This window comes from Enterobacter sp. SENG-6, from assembly GCF_001605945.1.
GTDB lineage: Bacteria > Pseudomonadota > Gammaproteobacteria > Enterobacterales > Enterobacteriaceae > Enterobacter > Enterobacter cloacae.
In genome coordinates this window covers 82712-104052 of sequence record NZ_LOMM01000033.1, presented here as the reverse complement: position 1 = coordinate 104052, position 21341 = coordinate 82712, and the positions used below count along the sequence as shown (strand labels likewise).

The window sequence follows — 21341 nt, the reverse complement described above, 5'->3', positions numbered from 1 at the left end:
AATCAATAAGTGGAGATTATATGTCATAGATCGTCCAGGGTGAACACTCTATCCTTTTGCGACAGTTGTCACATTTTCATAACGGGAGATCAACAGATGAGTTCATGTGTCGCGGCGAGAGAGGCTGTTGTGCCTGCAAAACCCGCCTGGCGGGCCGTCTATTCACTGGGGCTGGGGGTGTTTGGTTTGATCACGGCGGAGTTCCTGCCCGCCAGTTTGTTAACGCCCATGGCCGCAAGCCTGGGCGTAACGGAGGGGATGGCTGGGCAGGCGGTGACCGCCACCGCGCTGGTCGCGCTGGTCACCGGATTGCTGATCACCCCGGCGACCAAAAGTATCGACCGTCGCTGGGTACTGATGTTTTTCTCGGTGCTGCAAATCGTCTCCAGCCTGCTGGTGGCTTTTGCACCCACGCTGCACGTACTGCTGATGGGACGCCTGCTGTTAGGGATTGCCATCGGGGGATTCTGGGCGATGTCGACCGCCACGGCGATGCGTCTGGTGCCTGCCGATAAAGTGCCGAAAGCGCTGGCGGTGATCTTCTCCAGCGTGTCAATCGCCACGGTGGTCGCGGCCCCGCTGGGCAGCTATCTTGGCAGCCTGATTGGCTGGCGTAACGTCTTTATCCTCTGCATTCTGCCGAGCATGCTGGCGCTGCTGTGGCAGCTCTGGGTACTGCCGTCAATGAAGCCGGAGAGCAGCGGCAGCCTGGGCACACTGTTCCGCGTGCTGCGTCGTCCGGGAATGATCGGTGGAATGCTGGCGACCATTCTGATCTTCAGCGGTCATTTTGCCTTCTTTACCTATCTGCGTCCGTTCCTTGAAACGGTGGGGCAGGCGAGCGTGGAGAGCATCTCGCTGATCCTGCTGGGCTTTGGGATTGCCAACTTTATCGGTACCTCCGTAGCCGGACATCTGCTGGCGCGTAATCTGCGTCTGACGCTGGCGCTGGTACCGTTCGCCATGGGCGTGCTGGCACTCACCATGGTGGCGTTTGGTCATCTGGCGATACTGGATGGATTACTGGTGGCGATGTGGGGCTTTGCGTTTGGTCTGGTTCCGGTGGGCTGGTCAACCTGGCTTGCCACGACGGTGCCAGATGAAGCCGAAAGTGCAGGTGGTTTGCTGGTGGCCTCTATCCAGCTGGCAATCAGCGCCGGGGCGGCCGTGGGCGGGGCGGTATTTGACCTCAACGGCGCCAGCGGCGTCTTTGCCGGAAGCGGTTTCCTGCTGGTAACGGCGATGGTGATTGTGTTGATGGGCGTGAAGGTTAAGGCGGAGTGAATTATTAGCCGGGTAAGCGCAAGCGCCACCCGGCTTAAACCTTACAACCCTTTCTTATCCATCAGTACCGCCAGATCCACCAGGCGGTTAGAGAAGCCCCACTCGTTGTCATACCACGCCAGGATCTTCACCATCCGACCACCAATTACCAGGGTGGAGAGACCGTCAATAATTGAAGAGCGCGGGTCGCCCTGATAATCGCTGGAGACCAGCGGTTCATCGCTGTATCCCAGAATGCCTTTCAGTGGCCCGCTGGCCGCGGCTTTGCGGAACGCATCGTTCACCTCTTCGGCCGTAACGTCACGGCTCAGCGTTACCGTTAAGTCCACAATCGAGACCACCGGAACCGGTACGCGCAGGGAATAGCCGGTCAGCTTGCCGTCCAGAGACGGGATGACTTTCCCCAGTGCCTTCGCGGCACCGCTGGAGTACGGCACAATCGACAGGGCTGCTGCACGTGCGCCGCGCAGATCTTTTTCCGGCTGGTCGTGCAGCGCCTGGCTGTTGGTATAAGCGTGCGTGGTGTTCATCAGGCCATGCTCAATACCAAACTGCTGATGCAGGACCTGAGCAGCCGGGGCCAGGCCGTTCGTGGTGCAACTCCCGTTGCTCACTACCACGTGCTTAGCCGGATCGTACTGCTCGTGGTTAACGCCCATCACCACCGTCAGATCGTCATTTTTACCCGGCGCGGAGATGATGACGCGCTTCGCCCCACCGTGGGTGATATGCACCAGCGCTTTTCCGCGCTCGGTGAAGAAACCGGTCGCTTCAATCACCACTTCAACGCCCGCATCCCGCCAGGGAATATTCGCCGGATCGCGTTCGCTAAAGACGGTAATGCGCTGGCCGTCAACCTGCAGCGCGCCGTCCGCCGCTTCAACGGGTGCCGGTAGTGTGCCGAGCAGGGAATCATGCTTAAGCAAATGGGCGAGGGTTTTGCTGTCCGTCAGATCGTTAATCGCCACAATCTGCAGGTCCGGATTGCCCAGTGCCGCGCGCAGGAAATTACGTCCGATACGGCCGAAACCGTTAATGCCGACCTTAACCATAATGCACTCCTTATCTCTGTTGTCTGGAGTCACTGTAGGCTTCAGGCCGGATGGCGTAAACGACAAAAAAGGATCACATTACGCCATTTTGCGGCAGTGAAAACGCTGACGGTATTCACCGGGTGTGAGGTGGAGCTGTTTTTCAAATACGCGACGCAGGTTGATGCTGGTGCCAAATCCGCTTTTCTCGGCGATAACGGACAGCGGATCGTCGGTCTGTTCAAGCAACTGTCGGGCTGCGGCAAGGCGCGCTTCGGTCACATAGCGTGCCGGAGACGCCCCCGTGTCGCGGGTGAATACCCGGGTGAAGTTGCGCGGGCTCATGGCTACTTTTTCCGCCAGCTTTTCGACGCACAGATCGGCCGTCAGGTTTTGCAGGATCCAGGTTTGCAGCTCGCTGATGGGGCCGGAGGAGCCGGACTGCGACAGGTTATAGCGGCTGAACTGTAGCTGTCCTCCCGGGCGGCGCAGATACATCACCATATCCTGCGCCACGTCGCGCGCGAGGCTGAAGCCATAATCGTCTTCCACCAGCGCCAGGGTCAGATCAAAGCCGGAACTCACGCCACCGGAGGTCCAGACAGGGCCATCCTGAATATAGAGCGGCCCTCCCTCAACACGGATGGTGGGGTACTGCGCTTGCATAGTTTCCAGCAGCCGCCAGTGGGTGGTTGCCCGACGGCCGTCAAGCAAACCGGTCTGGGCCAGCAGCATTGCGCCACCGCAAATGGAGGCGATCCGCCGCGCATGGGGGGCTGCAAGATGCAACCAGTCCACCACGGCGGTGCTCTCCTGCTCGTTCATGCCGCGCCCGGTAATGATGATGGTATCAAGCGGCTCACGGGGATCCAGCTCCGGCAGGCGATAATCTGCCAGCAGATTGAGACCGGACTGGCCGTGGATCACCTGGTGCGGCTGGGTCGTGGCGATGATGATGCGATAGCAGGGCTGCGCATGGCCTCCCGGATGCAGGCGGTTGGCTTGCATCAGAATGTCGGCGATGCCGGCGGCTTCAAACAACATGCCGCCGTCAGGAACAATAATCAGGATCTTCTTCATGTCCTGAAAAGTACCTTTATTACAAAGTAAGTCAAGCGGAGGGCAAGGGCGTTGGCTGGCACAACACACCTTTCTGGCAAAGCAAAGTGATTTAAGTTCTTTGTTATTTCAGGCGTTATCCCGGATCGTCAGCATATTATCTCTGGCGAAACGGCTCTGAAGGAATGGGTAAACGAAGCTCCCTCTATTTACATCCGCAGCAACGCGACCAAATTCACCATCTCGCCTCGGGGTTTCTCTGGCGAACCGAACTGCCCACGTGGATATTAATCGCCACCATTTATGGCGGCTGGTTCTCGACGCTGGCGTTCTGGCACACCCTCGGTCTGCTGCCTGCCACGCTGTTGCTGATTGGGTTTACCGCCTGGTATATGTCCCTTCAGCATGAATTGATCCACGGCCATCCCACGCGTTTCGTGTGGCTGAACCAGCTCTTTGGCACGCTGCCGCTGGCGGTCTGGTATCCGTATGGCCTGTACCGGGATTCTCATCTGGCCCACCATCGTCACGACCATCTCACCATTCCGGTGGATGACCCGGAGTCATACTACTTTTCGCAGGCGAGCTGGGCGCGATTGTCGTCCTGGCAGAAGCGGGTGATCCACGCCCGAAACACCTTTACCGGGCGACTGTTGCTGGCGCCGCTGCTGGATATTCTCCAGACGCTGGGCAGCGCGGTGGCGGCGTTTCGCCATCTTCAACTGCGGGCGATGGTGATGTGGCTTGTGCATATAGCGTTATTGGCGCTGCTTTTTACCTGGATGATGCACAACGGTTTCTCTCCGCTCTGGTTTGTGCTGGCGGTAAGCTACCCGGCGCTGGCGCTGACAAAAGTACGCTCTTTTCTGGAACATCGCGCGGCGGACGACCCGCTGGCGCGTTCGGTGATTAACGAAGCAGGCTTGTTCTGGCGCGTGCTGTTTTTAAATCTTAACTACCATTCAGTACATCACGATTTACCCGGCGTGCCCTGGTACGGGCTTAAGACGATCTACCTGCAAAACCAGCAGGCGTACCGGGAGCGTAACCACGGGTTTCTGGTCAGAGGGTATGGCGAATGGATGCGACGGTTCTGGAAAACGTCGGTGGACGTCACCGTACATCCCTGGCGTCAACAGGAGGAAGGAGATGAGTAACCGGCTGGCGTTTCCGATATATGCGGTGGATAGTACAGATACTCTTGCCCTGTGGCGGGCCGTCCAGCGTCTGCTGGTGGCGCGTGGTCTGCCGGTGGAGGAGCTTATTCCCGGCAGGCCTGAGCCTGACCTGTTGGCACACTGGCAGCAGCCTAATCTTATCCTGAGCCAGACCTGCGGCTACCCGCTGATGACACAACTGCCGGAGGTACAGGTCGTCGGCTGTTTTCACTACCGGGTACCGGGCTGCGAAGGCATTCACTACCGCAGTTTTCTGGTGGTACGTGATGAGGATAAACACCGCACGCTGGCTGATTTTCGCGGACGGCGGGTGGTATGTAACGCGCCCGATTCCCAGTCTGGCTACAATGCGCTGCGCAACCGCGTGCCGTCACGTGCGTTAAACGCCTGGTTCTCAGAGGTTATCTTTAGCGGCAGCCATCGCCAGTCGCTGATCGAAGTAAAACGTGGGGGAGGGGATATCGCAGCGATCGACTGCGTGACGTATGCGCTGTTGCAGCAGCATGAACCGACCCTGCTGGCGGGGCTAACTGTGATTGACCAGACGCCCCTTACGCCAGGACTGCCGCTGATCACCGCGTCCGGCACCACACCCGAAACGCTTCATGCCATCCGTGATGCGCTAACCACGCTGGTGAGCGCCCCGGAATACCGGGGCGTGTGTGATGCGCTGTTTATCGGCGGGTTTAGCGTCGTGGCGCGTGAGGCCTGGTCTGTGTTAACCGGGATTACAGCGGACGGATCTCTTTCGAGCGCAGGGTGAGGCGGACGGGCACCGATTTATACGACGGCGTGCCGCTCTCTTTATCCAGATAGTCGAGCGGAACCAGCACGTTAGCCTCAGGATAGTAGGCCCCGACCGAGCCCGGGGCGATGGCATATGCCACCACAGTGATATCCTCCAGACGCTGAGCGCTGCCCGGCAGGGCGGTTTCGATATCCACCCGGTCGCCGTGCTCCAGTCCTGACTGCGCCATATCCGCTTCATTCATAAACAGCACGTCGCGACGGCCAAAGACGCCCCGGTAGCGGTCGTCGAGAGCGTAAATCGTGGTGTTGTACTGGTCGTGACTGCGCAGCGTGATCAGACGCAGGACGTTATCACCTTCACCGCTGGCATCTTCATTGACCCCTTCAAATACCGAGAACATCGCTTTGCCCGTCGCCGTCGGCCAGATACGTTTCGTGGGCGGCAGCGGCATACGGAATCCACCGGGTACCCGGATCCGCGCGCTATAGTCCTCAAAGCCCGGAATGGTCTGCTCAATCAGATCGCGAATGCGATCGTAATCCGCAACCAGGTGCATCCAGTCCACGCGGGTTGTCTTCAGGGTCGCTTTCGCCATGCCGGCCACAATAGCCGGTTCGGCGCGAAGCAGAGGAGAGGCGGGTTTCAGCTTGCCTGAGGAGGCATGAACCATCGACATGGAATCTTCAACGGTAATGGACTGACGTCCGCTGGCCTGCATATCCAGTTCCGTGCGGCCAAGGCAGGGGAGAATGAAGGTCTCTTTACCCACCAGCAGGTGCGTACGGTTCAGCTTGGTGCCAACGTGCACGCTCAGATCCAGCTTACTCATCGCCGGGAAGCCGTTTTCGTGATCGGGCATCGCCACCGCAAAGTTGCCGCCGAGGCAGATAAGCGCTCTGGCACGACCGTCAATCATGGCCTGGGTTGCCTGCACTGCGTCATGGCCATGGTGAGAGGGCGGCTCAAAGCCAAACACCTCTTTAAGACGGTTCAGAAACGCCGGGGTTGGTTTCTCGCTTATCCCGACGGTACGGTTTCCCTGAACGTTAGAGTGGCCGCGCAGCGGACAGATCCCCGCACCGGGCTTGCCTATATTGCCGCGCAGCAGCAGCACATCGGCGATCAGGCGGACGTTGGAAGTCCCTTTATTATGCTGCGTAATGCCCATGCCGTAGGTAATGATGGTGGCATTCGATTTCGCGTAGGCATCGGCAACCTGTTTCAGCGCCGCCTGGCTCAGCCCGGACTCGCGCTCAATGGCGTCCCAGTTCGTTTGCGCAATGTCTGCCGCAAAGTCTTCAAAGCCCTGTGTGTGTTCGGTGATAAACGCGTGGTCGAGCACGTTGCCACGCCCGGCTTCCATTTGCAGCAGGTGTTTGGCGATGCCTTTTAGCGCGGCGGCATCGCCACCGGCTTTAACCTGAAAGTAGGTAGAGGCGATGTCGGTAGAGCTGTAGGTCGCCATCTCAATCACGCTCTGCGGATCGGCAAACCGTTCCAGCGCGCGCTCGCGCAGCGGGTTCAGGACGATGATCGGCACGCCGCGGCGGGCCAGTTCATGCAGGGTGCCCATCATACGCGGATGGTTGGTGCCGGGATTATGCCCGATGGAGATAACCAGCTCCGTCTTGTCAAAATCGTCCAGCGAGACGGTGCCTTTCCCGATACCAATGGAGCGCGGTAAACCGACGCTGGTGGCTTCGTGACACATGTTAGAGCAGTCGGGAAAATTATTGGTTCCGTACTCGCGGGCAAAAAGCTGGAACAGCCAGGCCGCTTCGTTGGAGGCGCGGCCGGAGGTATAAAACTCCACCTGGTCTGGTTCAAGCCCACGCAGAACCTCGCCGATGCGTTCGAAGGCATCCTCCCACTCAACGGGGCGGAAGGTGTCACTTGCCCGGTCATAGCGCAGGGGATGGGTCAGGCGCCCGTATCCTTCCAGCTCAAAGTCAGATTTTGCCAGTAACGACGTAACGGTATTATGAGCGAGAAACTCAGGGGTCACCCGTTTGCTGGTGGCTTCCCAGGTGACGGCTTTTGCCCCGTTCTCGCAGAACTGGAACGTGGATTTATGCTCTTTGTCTGGCCACGCGCAGCCCGGGCAGTCGAAGCCGTCAGGCTGGTTGGTGCGCAACAGCGTGGCGGGAGCATCCAGGGCATCCATCTGTGTTCGCACGGCAATTGCCGTCGCTTTTAATGCTCCCCAGCCGCCTGCAGGGCCGTCGTAAGGTCTGATGCCGGGAACGGCACGTCGTTTGTTATTCATTCCAGATTACCCTGTTAGACCGCCGGTCGTGCATGATGCGGCTGAGAAAAATTAAAGAAATCATAACAAATTTTTATCATGTCGATAATGTGTCCTGACAAGGTGGCGTGAAGGCGACAATGTTAGTGACAGTAAAATTTCAAACGAAAGGCGGGCAGGGGAACCTGCAATATATTTACCCGACGATGCTGAAGGCGATAAAGTGAACAATGCGCCGGGGAATAAAGATGTAGTCCTGCTTAACTGTTAATTCTCTGCAGGTGGTGTAAATCGTGCCTCTAAGGGATTAAAGGCACCAGGTTATTTTGCGCCGTAAAATTAATTTTTTTCATCGTCTATGAATTGTCTTAATTCAGGGCGGAAAAGTCATCGCTATTAAAGATACGCTATCAATGCAACAAATAATTCATGGAAGATATATTCATACTCCCCCTGAAAAAATCCCCATTCTACTAATTATGGTAGTGGCGATAATAGCAGTATTGCGTTAATGACAATGGTTCTCTTTTGATTTTTTCATTTCTGAATCAATGGCTTGTGTTAGAGGAAAGCGTAATAATAAGACAAATTCAGCAAAGTAAGCTTTTTTTCTCAGATTAATCCTATAATGAGTCGGGTGCTTCATTAAGCAGCAGTTGTGAGGAAGGAAATATTGAATTGGTGACAAGCTCATGTAAACTTGTTTACCGTTTGTCAAAATATGTCAGGAAGACGCTGGGCCTTATTCTGAAGGGCTCGTGCGGTAGCTATGCCCGAATAATAGTAACGCCCCGAAAATATCCTGGCTATTTTAACGATAGCACTTAAGTCAAACTTCATCCCCTTTATCTCATCATCGAAATATCGCTACGGAAAAGCATATGAAAATGCGCGTATTGTTTTCACTTCTGTTTGTAATGGCGGTGGCGGGCTGTAAAGCGCCGCAGAAACCTGTGGTCACCGACGATACGATCGTGACCAGCCAGGTCAACGGCGTCACCTTAACCCACCGTCATGCCATCACGCCTCCTGCTGAGTTCACTCAGGTTAACGAGCCATACCGTGCCATGTATCCGGCCTCCCTGATGAGCCGCCCTGATTTCGGTGGGAAAGTGGTCAGTACGCTTGTCACCGGTAAAACCTACGTGGTGCTGGGGCAGGTTGAACACTACTGGATGGCGCTTGCCGATGAAGGACAAGACCAGCTGATTGGTTACGTTCCAATGCGTGCGGTAATCAAAGCCGATCAGTACGAAGCCACCGTGCGTAAACAGGCTATTCGTCCTAAGGCGCGTAAAAAAGCGACCTGTGTCGATGTCGATGGTAACAGCAAAGCCTGCAAAGACAGCGCTAACGGTACCTGGATCCTGAACTAAACGGCTTTTCTGAGCGTATTTTTATGAATAATAAAAATTTTCATAAGCTGTGGTTCGTCTTTTACGCGGTGATATTCGCCCTGGTCAGTGGTTGTTCGTCGTCTTCACACAGCGACCCCTCCCGCTACAATCTGCAGTTTCAGGCTCATCCACAAATCAATGATTCTGCGCCGCTTAAAGTCAGAGTGCTGCTGTTGAAGTCCGATGCGGATTTCATGTCCAGTGACTTCTATTCCCTGCAGAACAACGCGTCAGCCACGCTTGGCGCGAATCTGCTGAACAGCGATGTTTTCTTCCTGATGCCAGGCCAGCTTTCGAAAACCCTTAGCGGACAAAGCTCACCCGAGGCGCGCTATATCGGTGTTATGGCCGAATATCAGATGCTGGATGGAAAGAAATGGCGTGTTTCACTCCCACTGCCTGTACCAGGCGAAAACCATCTCTACCAGTTCTGGAAATGGTCATCCGATGAACTCCAGGCCAATGTCTTTCTCGACATAAATGGCATCCGGGTCATCAGCCAGTAACGCGCTTAAAAACAGGAAACCTATCATGACCAAAGCAGAGAAGGTCGTCTGGACCGAAGGCATGTTCCTGCGTCCACACCATTTTCAACGGACAGAAAGTTATCTGCTCAACCACGTTCGGGAATGGGGTGCGCTGCAGCGATCGTATCTTTGGGGCTTCCTCGACGTTGAACTGGACGAAGCGATGCTTCGCCAGGGCTGCATTGCCCTGAGCTACGCCAGCGGCGTGCTACCCGACGGTACGTTTTTCCAGGTTCGCAACGGGCGCAATGGCCCGGCCCCGCTGAAAATTCCTGACAATCTCACCAACGAAAAGGTGGTGCTCGCGCTGCCGGTACGTAGGGGAGAGCGTGAAGAGGTTATTTTCAGCGAAGAGCCCGCGTCACTGGCGCGTTTCATCGCCTTCGAGCAGGAGGTGGAAGACGATAACGCCATGTCGGTGGGGGATGCCACGGTGCAGTTTGGCCGTTTACGTCTGACCCTGATGCTGGAAAAAGATCTGACGGCCGAATGGACAGCGATTGGCATCGCGTTTGTCGCGGAAAAGCGCAACGACAACCATGTGCGTCTGGATAGCAGCTACATTCCGCCGATGCTGAACGCCTGCAACAGCCCGCAACTCTACAGCATGGTCAACGATCTGCACGGCTTGCTGGTGCAGCGCAGCCAGCAGATTGGGGGGCGTTTGCGCCAGCCTGGCCGCTTTAACACCTCAGAGCTGATCGAATTTACGCTGCTGTCGCTGATTAACCGTCACCTGGGCGAAGTCTCCCATTTAAAAACGCTCCCGCTGCTGCACCCGGAAACGCTCTGGCGCAGCTGGCTGCCGTTTGCCACGGAGCTTGCCACCTGGACCTCGCAACGCACCGCCGAAAGCGTGCTGCCGATTTACGATCACGACGATCTTGCGGGATGCTTCAGCAAGCTGATGCTGATGCTGCGTCAGGGGCTGTCGCTGGTGATGGAAGATCAGGCCATTCAGCTGCCGCTGAACGAGCGCTCCCATGGCCTGAACATCGCCACGGTGCCGGAGACCAGCATGGTGCGCGAGTTCGGCTTCGTCCTGGCGGTCAAAGCCAACGTGCCGGGCGAACACCTGCAAACCCATTTCCCTGCCCAGATGAAAGTCGCGCCGGTGTCGAAAATCCGCGATCTGGTTCAGTTACAGCTGCCGGGCATTATGCTGCGCGCCATGCCGGTTGCGCCGCCGCAAATCCCATGGCATGCGGGTTACAGCTACTTTGAACTGGAGAAGGGCAGCGAGCTGTGGCACGAGATGGATAAGTCCGGTGCATTCGCCCTGCATCTCGCAGGGGAGTTCCCGGGTCTTGATATGGAGTTTTGGGCCATCCGTAGCCCGACTGAATAATAAAGCGAGCGCTTAATATGCAGGAACGACAGGATACCGGCAGTGATGCCGCGTTTACCGGAGCCAGTAGCAACAATCAGCTGGTGGCGGCCGCCAATCCGCTGCTCAACGCGATTCCGCAAATCCGTCATTCGGTGTCTCATGACGATCAGGTGGCACTGCGCCAGCGTCTGATCGACGAGATTCGCCGTTTTGAAGTCCGCTGCCAGCAGGCAGGGCTGGCGTATGAGGTGATCGTCGGGGCGCGCTATTGCCTCTGCACGGCGCTGGATGAAGCCGCGGCGCTGACCCCCTGGGGCAGCAGCGGTGTCTGGTCAAGCAATGGTCTGCTGGTCACGTTTCATAACGAAACCTGGGGCGGCGAAAAGTTCTTCCAGCTGCTGGCGCGTCTGTCGCAGAACCCGCGTGAACATATCCTCCTGCTGGAGATGATCAACTACTGCCTGCTGCTCGGTTTCGAAGGGCGCTATCGGGTTCTGGATAATGGCCGCACCCAGCTGGAAACTATCAAGCAGCGGCTGTGGCAGATGATCCGTGGCGTGCGCGGCAGCTATCCGGCACCGCTCTCTCCACACCCGGAAGATCGTCCCGTGCTGCGCAAGCTGTGGCGGCCGATGGTGCCGCTGTGGGCCTGTGTCGCGCTGGCCGGGTTTATCGCCTGCCTGTTCTACATCATTCTCAACTGGCGTCTTGGCGACAACACCAACCCGGTACTGGCGAAGATTTACCAGTCTCAGCTGCCTGAAACCACCATTCAGCAACCTGCGCGTCAACTGCCTGCGGTGCTTAACCTGCGTGGCTTCCTGAAGCCGGAAATCGACGCCGGTCTGGTGGCGGTGAAGGATGAAGCGGATCGCAGCGTGGTGATCCTGAAAGGAGACGGGCTGTTCGCTTCAGCCTCTACCGTAGTGCGTGACCGCTATGAGCCGGTCATCAACCGGATTGCCCAGGCGATGAACAACGTCAGCGGCAAAATTCTGGTGGTGGGCTACAGCGATAACGTGCCAATTCGCAGCGCGCGCTTCGCCTCCAACTATGAACTCTCTTTGGATCGCGCCCGGTCCGTGCAAAAAATGTTGCAGGGAAGCCTCTCGCAGCCTGACCGCGTGAAAGCGGAAGGGCGGGGAGAGATCAATCCTGTGGCGCCAAACAATACGCCTGAAAACCGCGCCCGTAACCGCCGTGTGGAAATAACTCTGCTGGTGTCGCCTGAAAATACGCAGGCTGAGCTGAACGGATTGCCGCAAGGAAACTAAGGATGCTGACGACTCTTCTTTCCATACTGACCAATCGCATTCTGTGGAGCTTCTTGGGCGTTACCGCGCTGTCGGCGGTGATCTGGATGATTGGTCCGCTGTTATCCATCGTGGATACCCGCCCGCTCGAATCTGAACAAAACCGCATCATCAGTATTGCGGTGGTTTATCTGCTCTGGGCGCAGGGGCATATTCTGCCGCGGCTCTACAACGCCTGGCTGAACCGCAAGCTGATGGACAAGCTCAATGAAAACACCGCCAAACCGGACGCGGCCGATCCCCAGAAGCGGCTGAACAGCGAGGAGCAGATCCTCGCCGGACGTTTTGATGAAGCGGCGCAAATGCTGAAGAAAGCCCACTTCAGCAAAGCGGGACACGGTGCCCAGTGGACGCAGCGCTTCAGTACGCAATATCTTTACCAGCTGCCGTGGTACGTCATTATCGGCGCACCTGGCGCCGGTAAAACCACGGCGCTGGTCAATTCCGGCCTGCAATTCCCGCTGGCGGATCGCTTCGGTAAAACCGCTCTGCGCGGCATTGGCGGCACCCGCAACTGCGACTGGTGGTTCACTAATGAAGCCGTCCTGCTGGACACCGCGGGCCGCTACACCACTCAGGAGAGCGAGCAGGTTCAGGATGCCGGGGAGTGGCTGGAATTTATCGGCCTGCTGCGTAAGTATCGCCGCCGCCAGCCTATTAACGGCGTCATTATCACCATCAGCATTTCCGATCTGCTGACGCTCTCCCCGGAAGCCGCGCGCCAGCAGGCGGTCAACCTGCGCCAGCGGCTGTCTGAGCTGCATGAACAGCTGGGTATCCGCTTCCCGGTTTACGTGATGGTGACCAAGGCGGACCTGCTTAAAGGCTTCCGCGCCTGGTTTGCTGACTACGACAAAGCGCAGCGCGATCAGATTTGGGGCTTCACGCTGCCGTGGGAACAGACCAAACACGCCGATTTCGACCTGATGGGGAACTTCCACCAGGAGTTCTCGCTGTTGCAGCAGCGTCTGGACGCCGGGCTGCCGGAGACCATGCTGAAAGAGCATGACGCCAAAACCCGTGCCGAAGCGTATCTCTTCCCGCAGGAGTTCGCGGCGCTGCGCCCGCTGCTGGCTGACTACCTGAGCACGGTCTTTGCCCGCTCTAACTTTGAGACCGAGTTCTCCCCACGCGGAATATACTTCGCCAGCGGCACCCAGGAAGGCATGCCGTTCGACCGCGTCATGGGTGAACTGAACCGCGCCCTGTCACTGCCGGAAGGGGCAGAGGCAGAGAAGTGGGATTCGGTCAGTAAAGAGGCGCCTATCCCTGGTGCAAAAGGGCAGAGCTTCTTCATTAAAAACCTGCTGCAAAACGTCATTTTCCAGGAAGCCGGTATTGCCGGTGAAAACCGCTGGTGGGAACTGCGCAACCGCGCGGTGATCTGGTCCGGATACGCGGCGCTGCTGGCGCTGCTGGTGATCCTCGGCGGATTGTGGCTGACCAGCTATGCCAAAAATAAGGCCTATCTGGAAGAGGTGGACGCTAAAGTCCCGCAGCTGGAGCAGCAGAGTAAAGCGTTACAGAATCAGCCCCAGCGCGATCTGTTCGCGCTCCTGCCGCTGCTGAACAGCCTGGTCGATCTGCCGAAAAGCGAGGCATTCGATGTCAACGACCCGCCGGTCTCCCGCCGTATGGGGCTCTATCGCGGAGATGACGTCAGCGATGCTTCCCAGTCGCTGTATCAGAAAGCGCTGGATCAGATGCTGCTGCCCGCCGTGGCGATGCATATCACCACCTGGCTGCGCAACGACAACGGCAGCGACGTGGAATACAGCTACGAGGCGCTGAAAGCCTACCAGATGCTGTATCAGCCGAAACACTACGACGGCAAATTCCTGCATTCCTGGGTGATGCTCAATTTGCAGCGCAATCTGCCGCAGAACGTGACGCAGGCGCAGCTGCAACAGCTGGAGTGGCACCTGACGCAGCTGCTGGAGCCAAAAATTCAGGCTTCGCCGTATGCCCAGGACGAAGCGCTGGTGGCTCGCGAGAGGGCGCTCATCAACCAGCAGCCGCTCTCCACCCGCGTGTATGGGCGTCTGAAGCGTCTGCTGGAGCATGACGACAACCTGAAGCCGGTCTCCCTGTCCGACCTGGGTGGCCCGCAGAGCGAACTGGTGTTCTCCCGCAAAAGCGGCAAACCGGTGAGCGAAGGCGTGCCGGGGCTCTACACCCCGGACGGCTACTGGAAGAGCTTTAACAGCCAGATTGACAGCGTGACCACGGCGCTGCACGAAGATGATGCCTGGGTGCTGGGCGCGACCACCTCCGGGGAAGACAAGCAGCAGATCGATAACGCCGTGCGTCAGCTCTACATGCGCGACTTTATCGCAAACTGGGATCGTTTCCTCGCCGACATTCAGCTTAACAACAGCGCCGATCTCTCGCAGCGCATCAACACGGCGCGCCTGCTCTCCGGCGCAAACTCGCCGCTGCGCCGTCTGGTGCAGAACCTGAGCCAGGTGCTGACGCTGTCGCGCAACGCGCCAGCGCCGGAGGACGCGGGGAAAGCGCAAGACCAGAGTAACCGCGCCACCCGTACCCTCGAAGCGCTGTTCAGCAATAACGACAATGCTCCGACGCAGGGGGCAGTAGTGACGCAGGCACCTGAACAGCTGGTGACCGACCACTACGCGCCAATGATCGAGCTGGCTCAGCCGCTGGAGAAGGGCGGCAAAACCATCGTCTTTGATGATTTCCTCAAGCAGGTGGATGAGCTGTATCGTTACCTGACCGCGGTGCAGGACGCTGCCAACAGCGGCATGCCAGCCCCGGGTGGTGAAGCAATCAGCCGTCTGCAGGCCAGCGCCGGGCGTCTGCCGGGCGGGCTGCAAACCATGTTCAGCAACATGGCGGTGGGGGCCAGCAGTGATACCCAGCGTCGCGATCTGGAAAACGTCCGTAAGCGCATTAACGTCGAAGTGGGTGGTTTCTGCCGTCAGGCAATTGCCGGTCACTACCCGCTGGTGCGCAGCGCCAGCACCGAAGTGACGCCGGACGATCTGGCACGCATGTTTGCGCCGGGTACCGGGCTGATGGATACCTTCTTTCGCGACAACCTGACCAACAAAGTGGATACCACTCAGGCGAACTGGCGCTTTATGCCGGGGATCGACGGGAAAACGCTGCCGGGAAGTGAAGGACTGCTGCGACCGTTCCAGCAGGCCCAGTCCATTCGCGATGCCTTCTTTGCTAACGGTGCGACGACCCCCTCTTTCAAGGTGACGGTGCGTACCGTGCGGATGGATAACACCATTCTTAACCTGACGCTGGACGTTGACGGCCAACTGCTGCGTTACAGCCACGGTCCACAGGCGGTGCAGATCATGAACTGGCCAGGGCCGGGCGGCACCAACCAGGTGCGTATGCAGCTGGGTCTGGCCAACGGCAGCACCGCGACGCTGGTAACCAACGGCGCCTGGGCGCTGAACCGCTTCTTCGATAAAGCGCGCACCAGCCCTGGGGCAGGTAGTCTGAGCCGTCAGGCCACGTTCAACGTCGATGGCCATCAGGTCACGCTGGAGTTTGCGCCGAACAGCATTCGCAATCCGTTCCAGCTTCCTCGTTTCTCATGCCCATAACCGCAAGGACAGCCGTATGACGAATACCCCTGCGATGAACCGCTACAGCTGGTATGGCAAATTACCCAGCGCCGGAGATTTTTTGCAGCGTCGCTTTCCTGACACCCTACAGCGTCAGTGGTCGCACTGGTTTCAGGTCGGCCTGCTGGCCTGGCAACAGGAAGAGCAGCGCAGCGGCGAACGCCAGTTTAACAAGGCGCCGGTGTGGAACTTTGTTGTCCCGCCGATGCTGGGCAGCCAGATGATCCAGATGGGCTGCCTGCTGCCGGGCCGTGACAGCGTGGGCCGACAGTACCCGATCTGCATTCAACTGAGCTTCGCCCCGTCAGAGTGGTCGACCAACCTGCTCAGCCAGGCTGAAAGCTGGTATCAGCAGATTGGCCGTCTCGGGCTGCATGCGGTGCGCAACAGTTTTTCCTCCTCGCAGCTGGATGAGATGCTGATGTCGATTCCGGCGCCGCAGCCCGTCGAGCCGCAGAAGCGTTCCGACATCCTTGATGTGATTGGTTATGACGAAGACGGCCAGAGCACGCTGGGCTGGCCTCAGGCGGCGGAGTGTTTTGACCCGCTTCGTCAGACCAGCTACTGGTGGACCAACCGCTGCGACGGCTACCCGCTCTACACCCACGTCCACAGCGGAAACTTCACCGGGCAGCTCTTTACGCTGCTGTTCGATCCGGCTGGCGGCGCCCGACCAGGCCGTCACGGTCTTTATCCGCCTATGTTTGAATAAGCAGGGATCACATGAATATCGAAGAATTTCTCGCGCCGATAAGCCCCGAAAAACCCTGCGGCGACAACCTTGAGTACGACGCCGATTTTCAGGCTATGGGACAGGCAAGCCAGGGTAAAGCGGAACAGCAGTTCGGCGACACGATCATTCCCGCCGAGCCCGCTGACTGGAATACGGTAGAAAAGCTCGCCATCAGCCTGCTGGGGCGCACCAAAGATCTTCGCGTCATGCTGGCGTTAACCCATGCCTGGACCCGACGTCGTGGGCTGCCGGGCTACGCGGACGGCCTGCTGCTGGTGCAGGAGGCGATCACCCGCTACTGGGAGCCGCTCTATCCACTGCTGGAGGAGTATGGCGAAACGGACCCGTTCTATCGCATTAACGCCCTTGCCGCGCTGAGCGATAAATCTGACCTGACCGTCGCGCTGCGAAACGCCTCGCTGCTGCGCTCAAACGGCGATGAAATTTCGCTGCGTGACGCGCAGGCATTGCTGGATGGCAGCAAAACCGAATGCCCGGATTATCCCGGCGGCCGCCCAAGGCTGATTGACGAACTGGCGCGTGGCGACCAGCCAGGTACAGAGGCCGTCATCCTGATTAACGAAAGGCTGCTGGCCATTCGCGATCTGCTCAGCGGTTACCTTGGTGAAAGCGGCGTACCGGAAATGGAGCAGTTGCTGAAAACCGTGGGCCTGGTCGCCAGCGCCTGTCAGGTGACCGACATCAGCAAGCTGCTGCCCAATCGGGATGCACAGGCGGAACACCACGCTGAGCCGCAGACGGTGGCCACCCAACCCGTGCAGCAGGTCACCGATTGGCGCAGCGTGCAGGTTACCAGTCGCGCCGACGCCCAGCTGATGCTGGAGAAAGCGAAACAGTATTTTGCGCAGTACGAACCGAGCCACCCCGCACCGCTAATGATTGAACGGGTGCAGCGGCTGTCAGAACTTAACTTTATGGACATTATTCGCGACCTGGCGCCAGACGGCGTTAACCAACTGGAAAATATCTTTGGACGCCGCGAATGACGCGTCCAGGCATTATGACGACGGGCACGGAGCTTGTCGTTTCACCTTCACCGCGCATCTTTGATGGAGAACATCATGGCAATGAGTAACAGTGGGCAGAAATTTATCGCACGTAACCGTGCCCCCCGCGTGCAGATCGAGTACGACGTAGAGATCTACGGTGCAGAACGTAAAATTCAGCTGCCGTTTGTGATGGGCGTAATGGCCGATCTGGTCGGCAAACCGGTGGAAAATCTGCCGGCCGTCGATGAGCGTAAATTCCTCGAAATCGACATTGATAATTTTGACGAACGCATGAAGGCGCTTAAGCCACGCGTGGCGTTCCAGGTGGATAACACCCTGACCGGCGAAGGCAAGCTCAACGTCGATCTGACCTTCGACAGCATGGACGACTTCCTGCCGGATGCGGTGGCCCGCAAGGTTGAACCGCTGAACAAGCTGCTGGAAGCGCGTACTCAGCTTTCCAATCTGCTGACCTACATGGACGGTAAAAACGGCGCGGAAGAGCTGATCGCTAAAATTCTGCAGGATCCGACGCTGCTCAAATCCCTGAGCCAGTTGCCGAAAAATGACGAAAGTGCGAAAGGTAGCGAGGAGTAATCGATGAGCAACCAGACTCAACAACACGAGCAGCAGGCAGGTCAGGCGTTCAGTCAGGACGAGTTCAGCGCACTGCTGAACAAAGAGTTCCGTCCTAAAACTGACCAGGCGCGTTCCGCCGTCGAGAGCGCGGTAAAAACTCTGGCGCAGCAGGCGCTGGAAAACACCGTTACTTTCTCCAACGACACCTATCGCACCATCCAGAACCTGATTGCGGGTATCGACGAACAGCTCTCTCAGCAGGTGAATCAGATCATTCACCACGAAGAGTTTCAGAAGCTGGAGAGCGCCTGGCGCGGTCTGAGCTATCTTGTGAACAACACTGAAACCGACGAGATGCTGAAGATCCGCTTTATGAGCATCTCCAAGCAGGAGCTGGGTCGTACCCTGAAACGCTACAAGGGTGTGGGCTGGGATCAGAGCCCGATCTTCAAGAAAATCTACGAGCAGGAGTACGGTCAGTTTGGTGGTGAGCCGTTTGGCTGCATCGTCGGCGACTACTACTTTGACCACAGCCCGCAGGACGTTGAACTGCTGGGTGAAATGGCGCGCATCGGCTCTGCGGCCCACTGTCCGTTCATCACCGGTACCGCACCGGGCGTGATGCAGATGGAGTCCTGGCAGGAGCTGGCTAACCCGCGCGATCTGACCAAAATCTTCCAGAACACCGAATACGCCGCCTGGCGTTCACTGCGTGAATCGGAAGATGCCCGCTATCTGGGCCTGGTGATGCCGCGCTTCCTGTCGCGCCTGCCTTACGGCATTCGTACTAACCCGGTCGACAGCTTTGACTTTGAAGAGCAGACCGACGGCGCGAACCACAACAGCTACGCCTGGGCGAATGCCGCTTACGCGATGGCGGCCAACATCAACCGCTCCTTCAAAGAGTACGGCTGGTGCACCTCAATTCGCGGCGTGGAGTCCGGCGGGGCGGTTGAGAACCTGCCGTGCCATACCTTCCCGAGCGACGACGGCGGCGTGGACATGAAATGTCCGACCGAGATCGCCATCAGCGACCGTCGCGAAGCCGAGCTGGCGAAAAACGGCTTTATGCCGCTGGTTCACCGCAAAAACTCCGACTTTGCTGCCTTCATTGGCGCGCAGTCGCTGCAAAAACCGGCCGAGTACCACGACCCGGATGCCACCGCCAACGCGCGTCTGGCCTCCCGTCTGCCGTACCTGTTCGCCTGCTGCCGCTTTGCGCATTACCTGAAGTGCATTGTGCGTGACAAAATCGGCTCCTTCCGCGAGCGCGAAGAGATGGAACGCTGGCTGAACGACTGGGTCATGAACTACGTGGACGGTGACCCGGCCAACTCCTCTCAGGAGACCAAGTCCCGCAAGCCACTGGCCGCTGCAGAAGTGCAGGTGCAGGAGATTGAAGACAACCCGGGCTACTACGCCGCGAAGTTCTTCCTGCGTCCGCACTACCAGCTGGAAGGTCTGACCGTTTCTCTGCGTCTGGTATCTAAACTGCCATCGCTGAAGACGAAAGACGCGTAATTTTTGTGAGTTTCGCCCGGCGGCGCTACGCTTGCACGGGCCTACAATGCAACGTGAAATATATTGATATCGCTGCACAGCGTAGGCCGGGTAAGCAAAGCGCCACCCGGCAAGAAAGACTGGTCCTGAGAGGGTCCGGAATAACGTTCGGTAGTAAAAGACTTCTCATTCTTTCCTTTTATTCGGGAGGGAATGTAAGACTGTCAAATGACACGGGTCATTTGATATGAGGCAGAGGTAAAATATGGACGGTTTTATTCAGCCCCATGCTTTCCTGTTTGCCATATAAGTGCTTTTTCGAAAGCAATATTGTTCATCCACGAAGAGTAGATATTATGGCTATTGATATGTTTCTGAAGGTCGAGGGTGTTACGGGCGAATCTAAAGATTCTAACCACACCGGCTGGACTGATATTACCTCCTTCTCCTGGGGCGCTTCCCAGCCAGGTAATATGAGCGTTGGCGGTGGCGGCGGTGCCGGTAAAGTTAACTTTAACGATCTGCACGTTAACGCTCTGATCGACAAATCCACCACAGCAATCCTGAAACACTGCGCCAGCGGTAAACACCTGACCAAAGTTGAGCTGTCCGTCTGTAAAGCCGGTGGCCAGCAGGTGGAATACTCTCGCATTACCCTGGAAGACGTTCTGGTAACGTCTGTTCAGTACACCGGTGCAGACAACGGCGATACCGTTGGTGTGACCTATGCATTCCAGGCTGCGAAAGTGAAACAGCAGTACTGGGAGCAGACCACCTCTGGTGGTAAAGGTGCTGAAAGCAGCGCTGGCTGGAACATCAAAGAAAACAAAGAAGCATAATAGTAGTGGGTCCGAAAGGGCCCACTTTTTCCTGAGCTTCTTTTCAAGGAGAAACAAGATGTCTCATATGCGTCCTGCTTTTGGTGCCGCCTGGAACCGATTTAAAGAAGTGAACGTCAACGTAGAACAGGTTGGCAAGTTATTGGGGGGGAAAGTTCAGCATAATATAGATGCTGGTATTTTTAAAAATGCCTGCCCCATTCGTATGAGCTATGTTTTAAATTATTGTGGCATTCCAGTTCCTTCTAATAGTAAATATGCAACCGTGACCGGGAGCGACAAGAAGCGATATATGTTCCGTGTTAAAGATATGATTGCTTTTTTACCCACGGTATTGGGAAAAGCTGACATATCTGTTTCTTCTCCAACCCCAGCACAATTTGCGGGCAAGCAAGGTATTATTATTTTTACCGGGCATGGCTGGCTTGATGCAACCGGGCATGTAACACTCTGGAACGGAAATATTTGTTCGGATGATTGTCATTTCCTTGGCTCACCGGGTAATGGTTCATTTATCCCTACTAACGCAACCTTCTGGAGCCTGAAATGAAAAAGCCATTGCTCTTTGTCTTAGCCTTCGTTGCCTCCGCCGCAAATGCCCAGACGTTGCCTGATATCAGTACTTTTTCTCAACAACAAATCTTCGAAAACTGGGTGCAGAATCGATGCATCGGTAAGATTGCGGACAGTAAAAGCCTGAAAGAAGATGCTGATGCCAGCGCCGCGGCATGGCTGGAAGCAAGCAATCTGCCTGCTGAAAATTTTGAAAAAGCTGATGAGGTGATTGTTTCTTTACTGAAACAGAAGGTAGGTGGTACCGAGCCTGGTCATTATCAGATATTGAAGTGCACCTTGATCGCTAATAGTGACGCTATTCGACCACTCAAATCCTCAAAGTAGTAAAGATGAAATCGGCCTCAAACGCCGCCGTTCTCACCCCCGAGAGCGGCAGCGTTTGAG

Annotated in this window: 18 protein-coding genes; 15 read left to right on the top strand and 3 right to left on the bottom strand. The window is 57.0% G+C overall.

Translation table 11 applies throughout. The features are described from left to right. The first annotated feature begins 96 nt into the window (after positions 1–96). Positions 97–1284: an MFS transporter gene (locus AX755_RS16235; RefSeq protein ID WP_013096167.1), complete on the top strand. Its 1188-nt coding sequence runs from the start codon at positions 97–99 to the stop codon at positions 1282–1284. A gap of 41 nt (positions 1285–1325) precedes the next feature. Here the strand turns inward: AX755_RS16235 and gap are convergent, their stop codons facing one another. Together gap and AX755_RS16225 are read right to left on the bottom strand one after the other, a co-directional pair. Continuing rightward, entirely contained in the window at positions 1326–2336 is a 1011-nt protein-coding gene (gene gap, locus AX755_RS16230) for a type I glyceraldehyde-3-phosphate dehydrogenase (RefSeq protein WP_062857087.1), read from the bottom strand. 78 nt (positions 2337–2414) lie between these two features. Then, complete coding sequence (locus tag AX755_RS16225; protein WP_062857086.1) at positions 2415–3395, bottom strand: GlxA family transcriptional regulator; 981 nt, start codon at positions 3393–3395, stop codon at positions 2415–2417. A gap of 164 nt (positions 3396–3559) precedes the next feature. On the opposite strand from AX755_RS16225, the gene AX755_RS16220 reads away from it, so the two are divergent. Beyond that, positions 3560–4531 carry a fatty acid desaturase gene (locus AX755_RS16220; protein ID WP_062857085.1) on the top strand — a complete coding sequence of 324 codons (972 nt, stop codon included), beginning with the start codon at positions 3560–3562 and terminating at the stop codon, positions 4529–4531. After that, positions 4524–5315 carry a phosphate/phosphite/phosphonate ABC transporter substrate-binding protein gene (locus AX755_RS16215; RefSeq protein ID WP_062857084.1) on the top strand — a complete coding sequence of 264 codons (792 nt, stop codon included), beginning with the start codon at positions 4524–4526 and terminating at the stop codon, positions 5313–5315. Before AX755_RS16220 ends, AX755_RS16215 begins: the two co-directional genes overlap by 8 nt. On the opposite strand, the gene AX755_RS16210 is transcribed toward AX755_RS16215, so the two are convergent. Further along, entirely contained in the window at positions 5281–7569 is a 2289-nt protein-coding gene (locus AX755_RS16210) for an FdhF/YdeP family oxidoreductase (protein WP_062857083.1), read from the bottom strand. The genes AX755_RS16215 and AX755_RS16210 overlap by 35 nt on opposite strands. Before the next feature lie 860 nt (positions 7570–8429). Between AX755_RS16210 and AX755_RS16205 the strand changes: the two genes are divergently transcribed. From AX755_RS16205 to AX755_RS16150, 12 genes are all read left to right on the top strand, one after another. Continuing rightward, positions 8430–8924 carry a hypothetical protein gene (locus AX755_RS16205; RefSeq protein WP_058678610.1) on the top strand — a complete coding sequence of 165 codons (495 nt, stop codon included), beginning with the start codon at positions 8430–8432 and terminating at the stop codon, positions 8922–8924. 23 nt (positions 8925–8947) lie between these two features. Next, a complete protein-coding gene (gene tssJ / locus AX755_RS16200) occupies positions 8948–9451 on the top strand; it encodes a type VI secretion system lipoprotein TssJ (RefSeq protein ID WP_013096175.1) in 504 nt (167 codons plus the stop codon). Between the two features lie 25 nt (positions 9452–9476). Continuing rightward, a complete protein-coding gene (gene tssK, locus AX755_RS16195) occupies positions 9477–10820 on the top strand; it encodes a type VI secretion system baseplate subunit TssK (protein ID WP_062857082.1) in 1344 nt (447 codons plus the stop codon). A 17-nt stretch (positions 10821–10837) separates the two neighbouring features. Next, on the top strand, positions 10838–12076 hold the full coding sequence (locus AX755_RS16190) for a DotU family type VI secretion system protein (RefSeq protein WP_013096177.1): 1239 nt from the start codon (positions 10838–10840) through the stop codon (positions 12074–12076). A gap of 2 nt (positions 12077–12078) precedes the next feature. Further along, the gene (gene tssM, locus AX755_RS16185) at positions 12079–15699 is read left to right on the top strand and encodes a type VI secretion system membrane subunit TssM (protein WP_062857081.1); all 3621 of its coding nucleotides are present in this window, start codon (positions 12079–12081) and stop codon (positions 15697–15699) included. Positions 15700–15715: 16 nt separating this feature from the next. Next, positions 15716–16432, top strand: coding sequence for a type VI secretion system-associated protein TagF (tagF, locus tag AX755_RS16180; RefSeq protein ID WP_062857080.1), 717 nt, complete (start codon positions 15716–15718; stop codon positions 16430–16432). 11 nt (positions 16433–16443) lie between these two features. Continuing rightward, positions 16444–17460, top strand: coding sequence for a type VI secretion system protein TssA (tssA, locus tag AX755_RS16175; RefSeq protein ID WP_062857079.1), 1017 nt, complete (start codon positions 16444–16446; stop codon positions 17458–17460). A gap of 75 nt (positions 17461–17535) precedes the next feature. Then, on the top strand, positions 17536–18060 hold the full coding sequence (tssB, locus tag AX755_RS16170) for a type VI secretion system contractile sheath small subunit (RefSeq protein ID WP_008502644.1): 525 nt from the start codon (positions 17536–17538) through the stop codon (positions 18058–18060). A gap of 3 nt (positions 18061–18063) precedes the next feature. Next, entirely contained in the window at positions 18064–19563 is a 1500-nt protein-coding gene (tssC, locus tag AX755_RS16165; RefSeq protein ID WP_013096181.1) for a type VI secretion system contractile sheath large subunit, read from the top strand. 335 nt (positions 19564–19898) lie between these two features. After that, positions 19899–20381 (top strand): Hcp family type VI secretion system effector, encoded by a 483-nt coding sequence (locus AX755_RS16160; protein ID WP_008502640.1) that lies wholly within the window; start codon positions 19899–19901, stop codon positions 20379–20381. Between the two features lie 58 nt (positions 20382–20439). After that, positions 20440–20931 (top strand): type VI secretion system amidase effector protein Tae4, encoded by a 492-nt coding sequence (locus AX755_RS16155; protein ID WP_013096182.1) that lies wholly within the window; start codon positions 20440–20442, stop codon positions 20929–20931. After that, positions 20928–21281 (top strand): T6SS amidase immunity protein Tai4 family protein, encoded by a 354-nt coding sequence (locus AX755_RS16150; protein WP_013096183.1) that lies wholly within the window; start codon positions 20928–20930, stop codon positions 21279–21281. The genes AX755_RS16155 and AX755_RS16150 overlap by 4 nt, the downstream gene beginning before the upstream one ends. Positions 21282–21341: the final 60 nt, after the last annotated feature.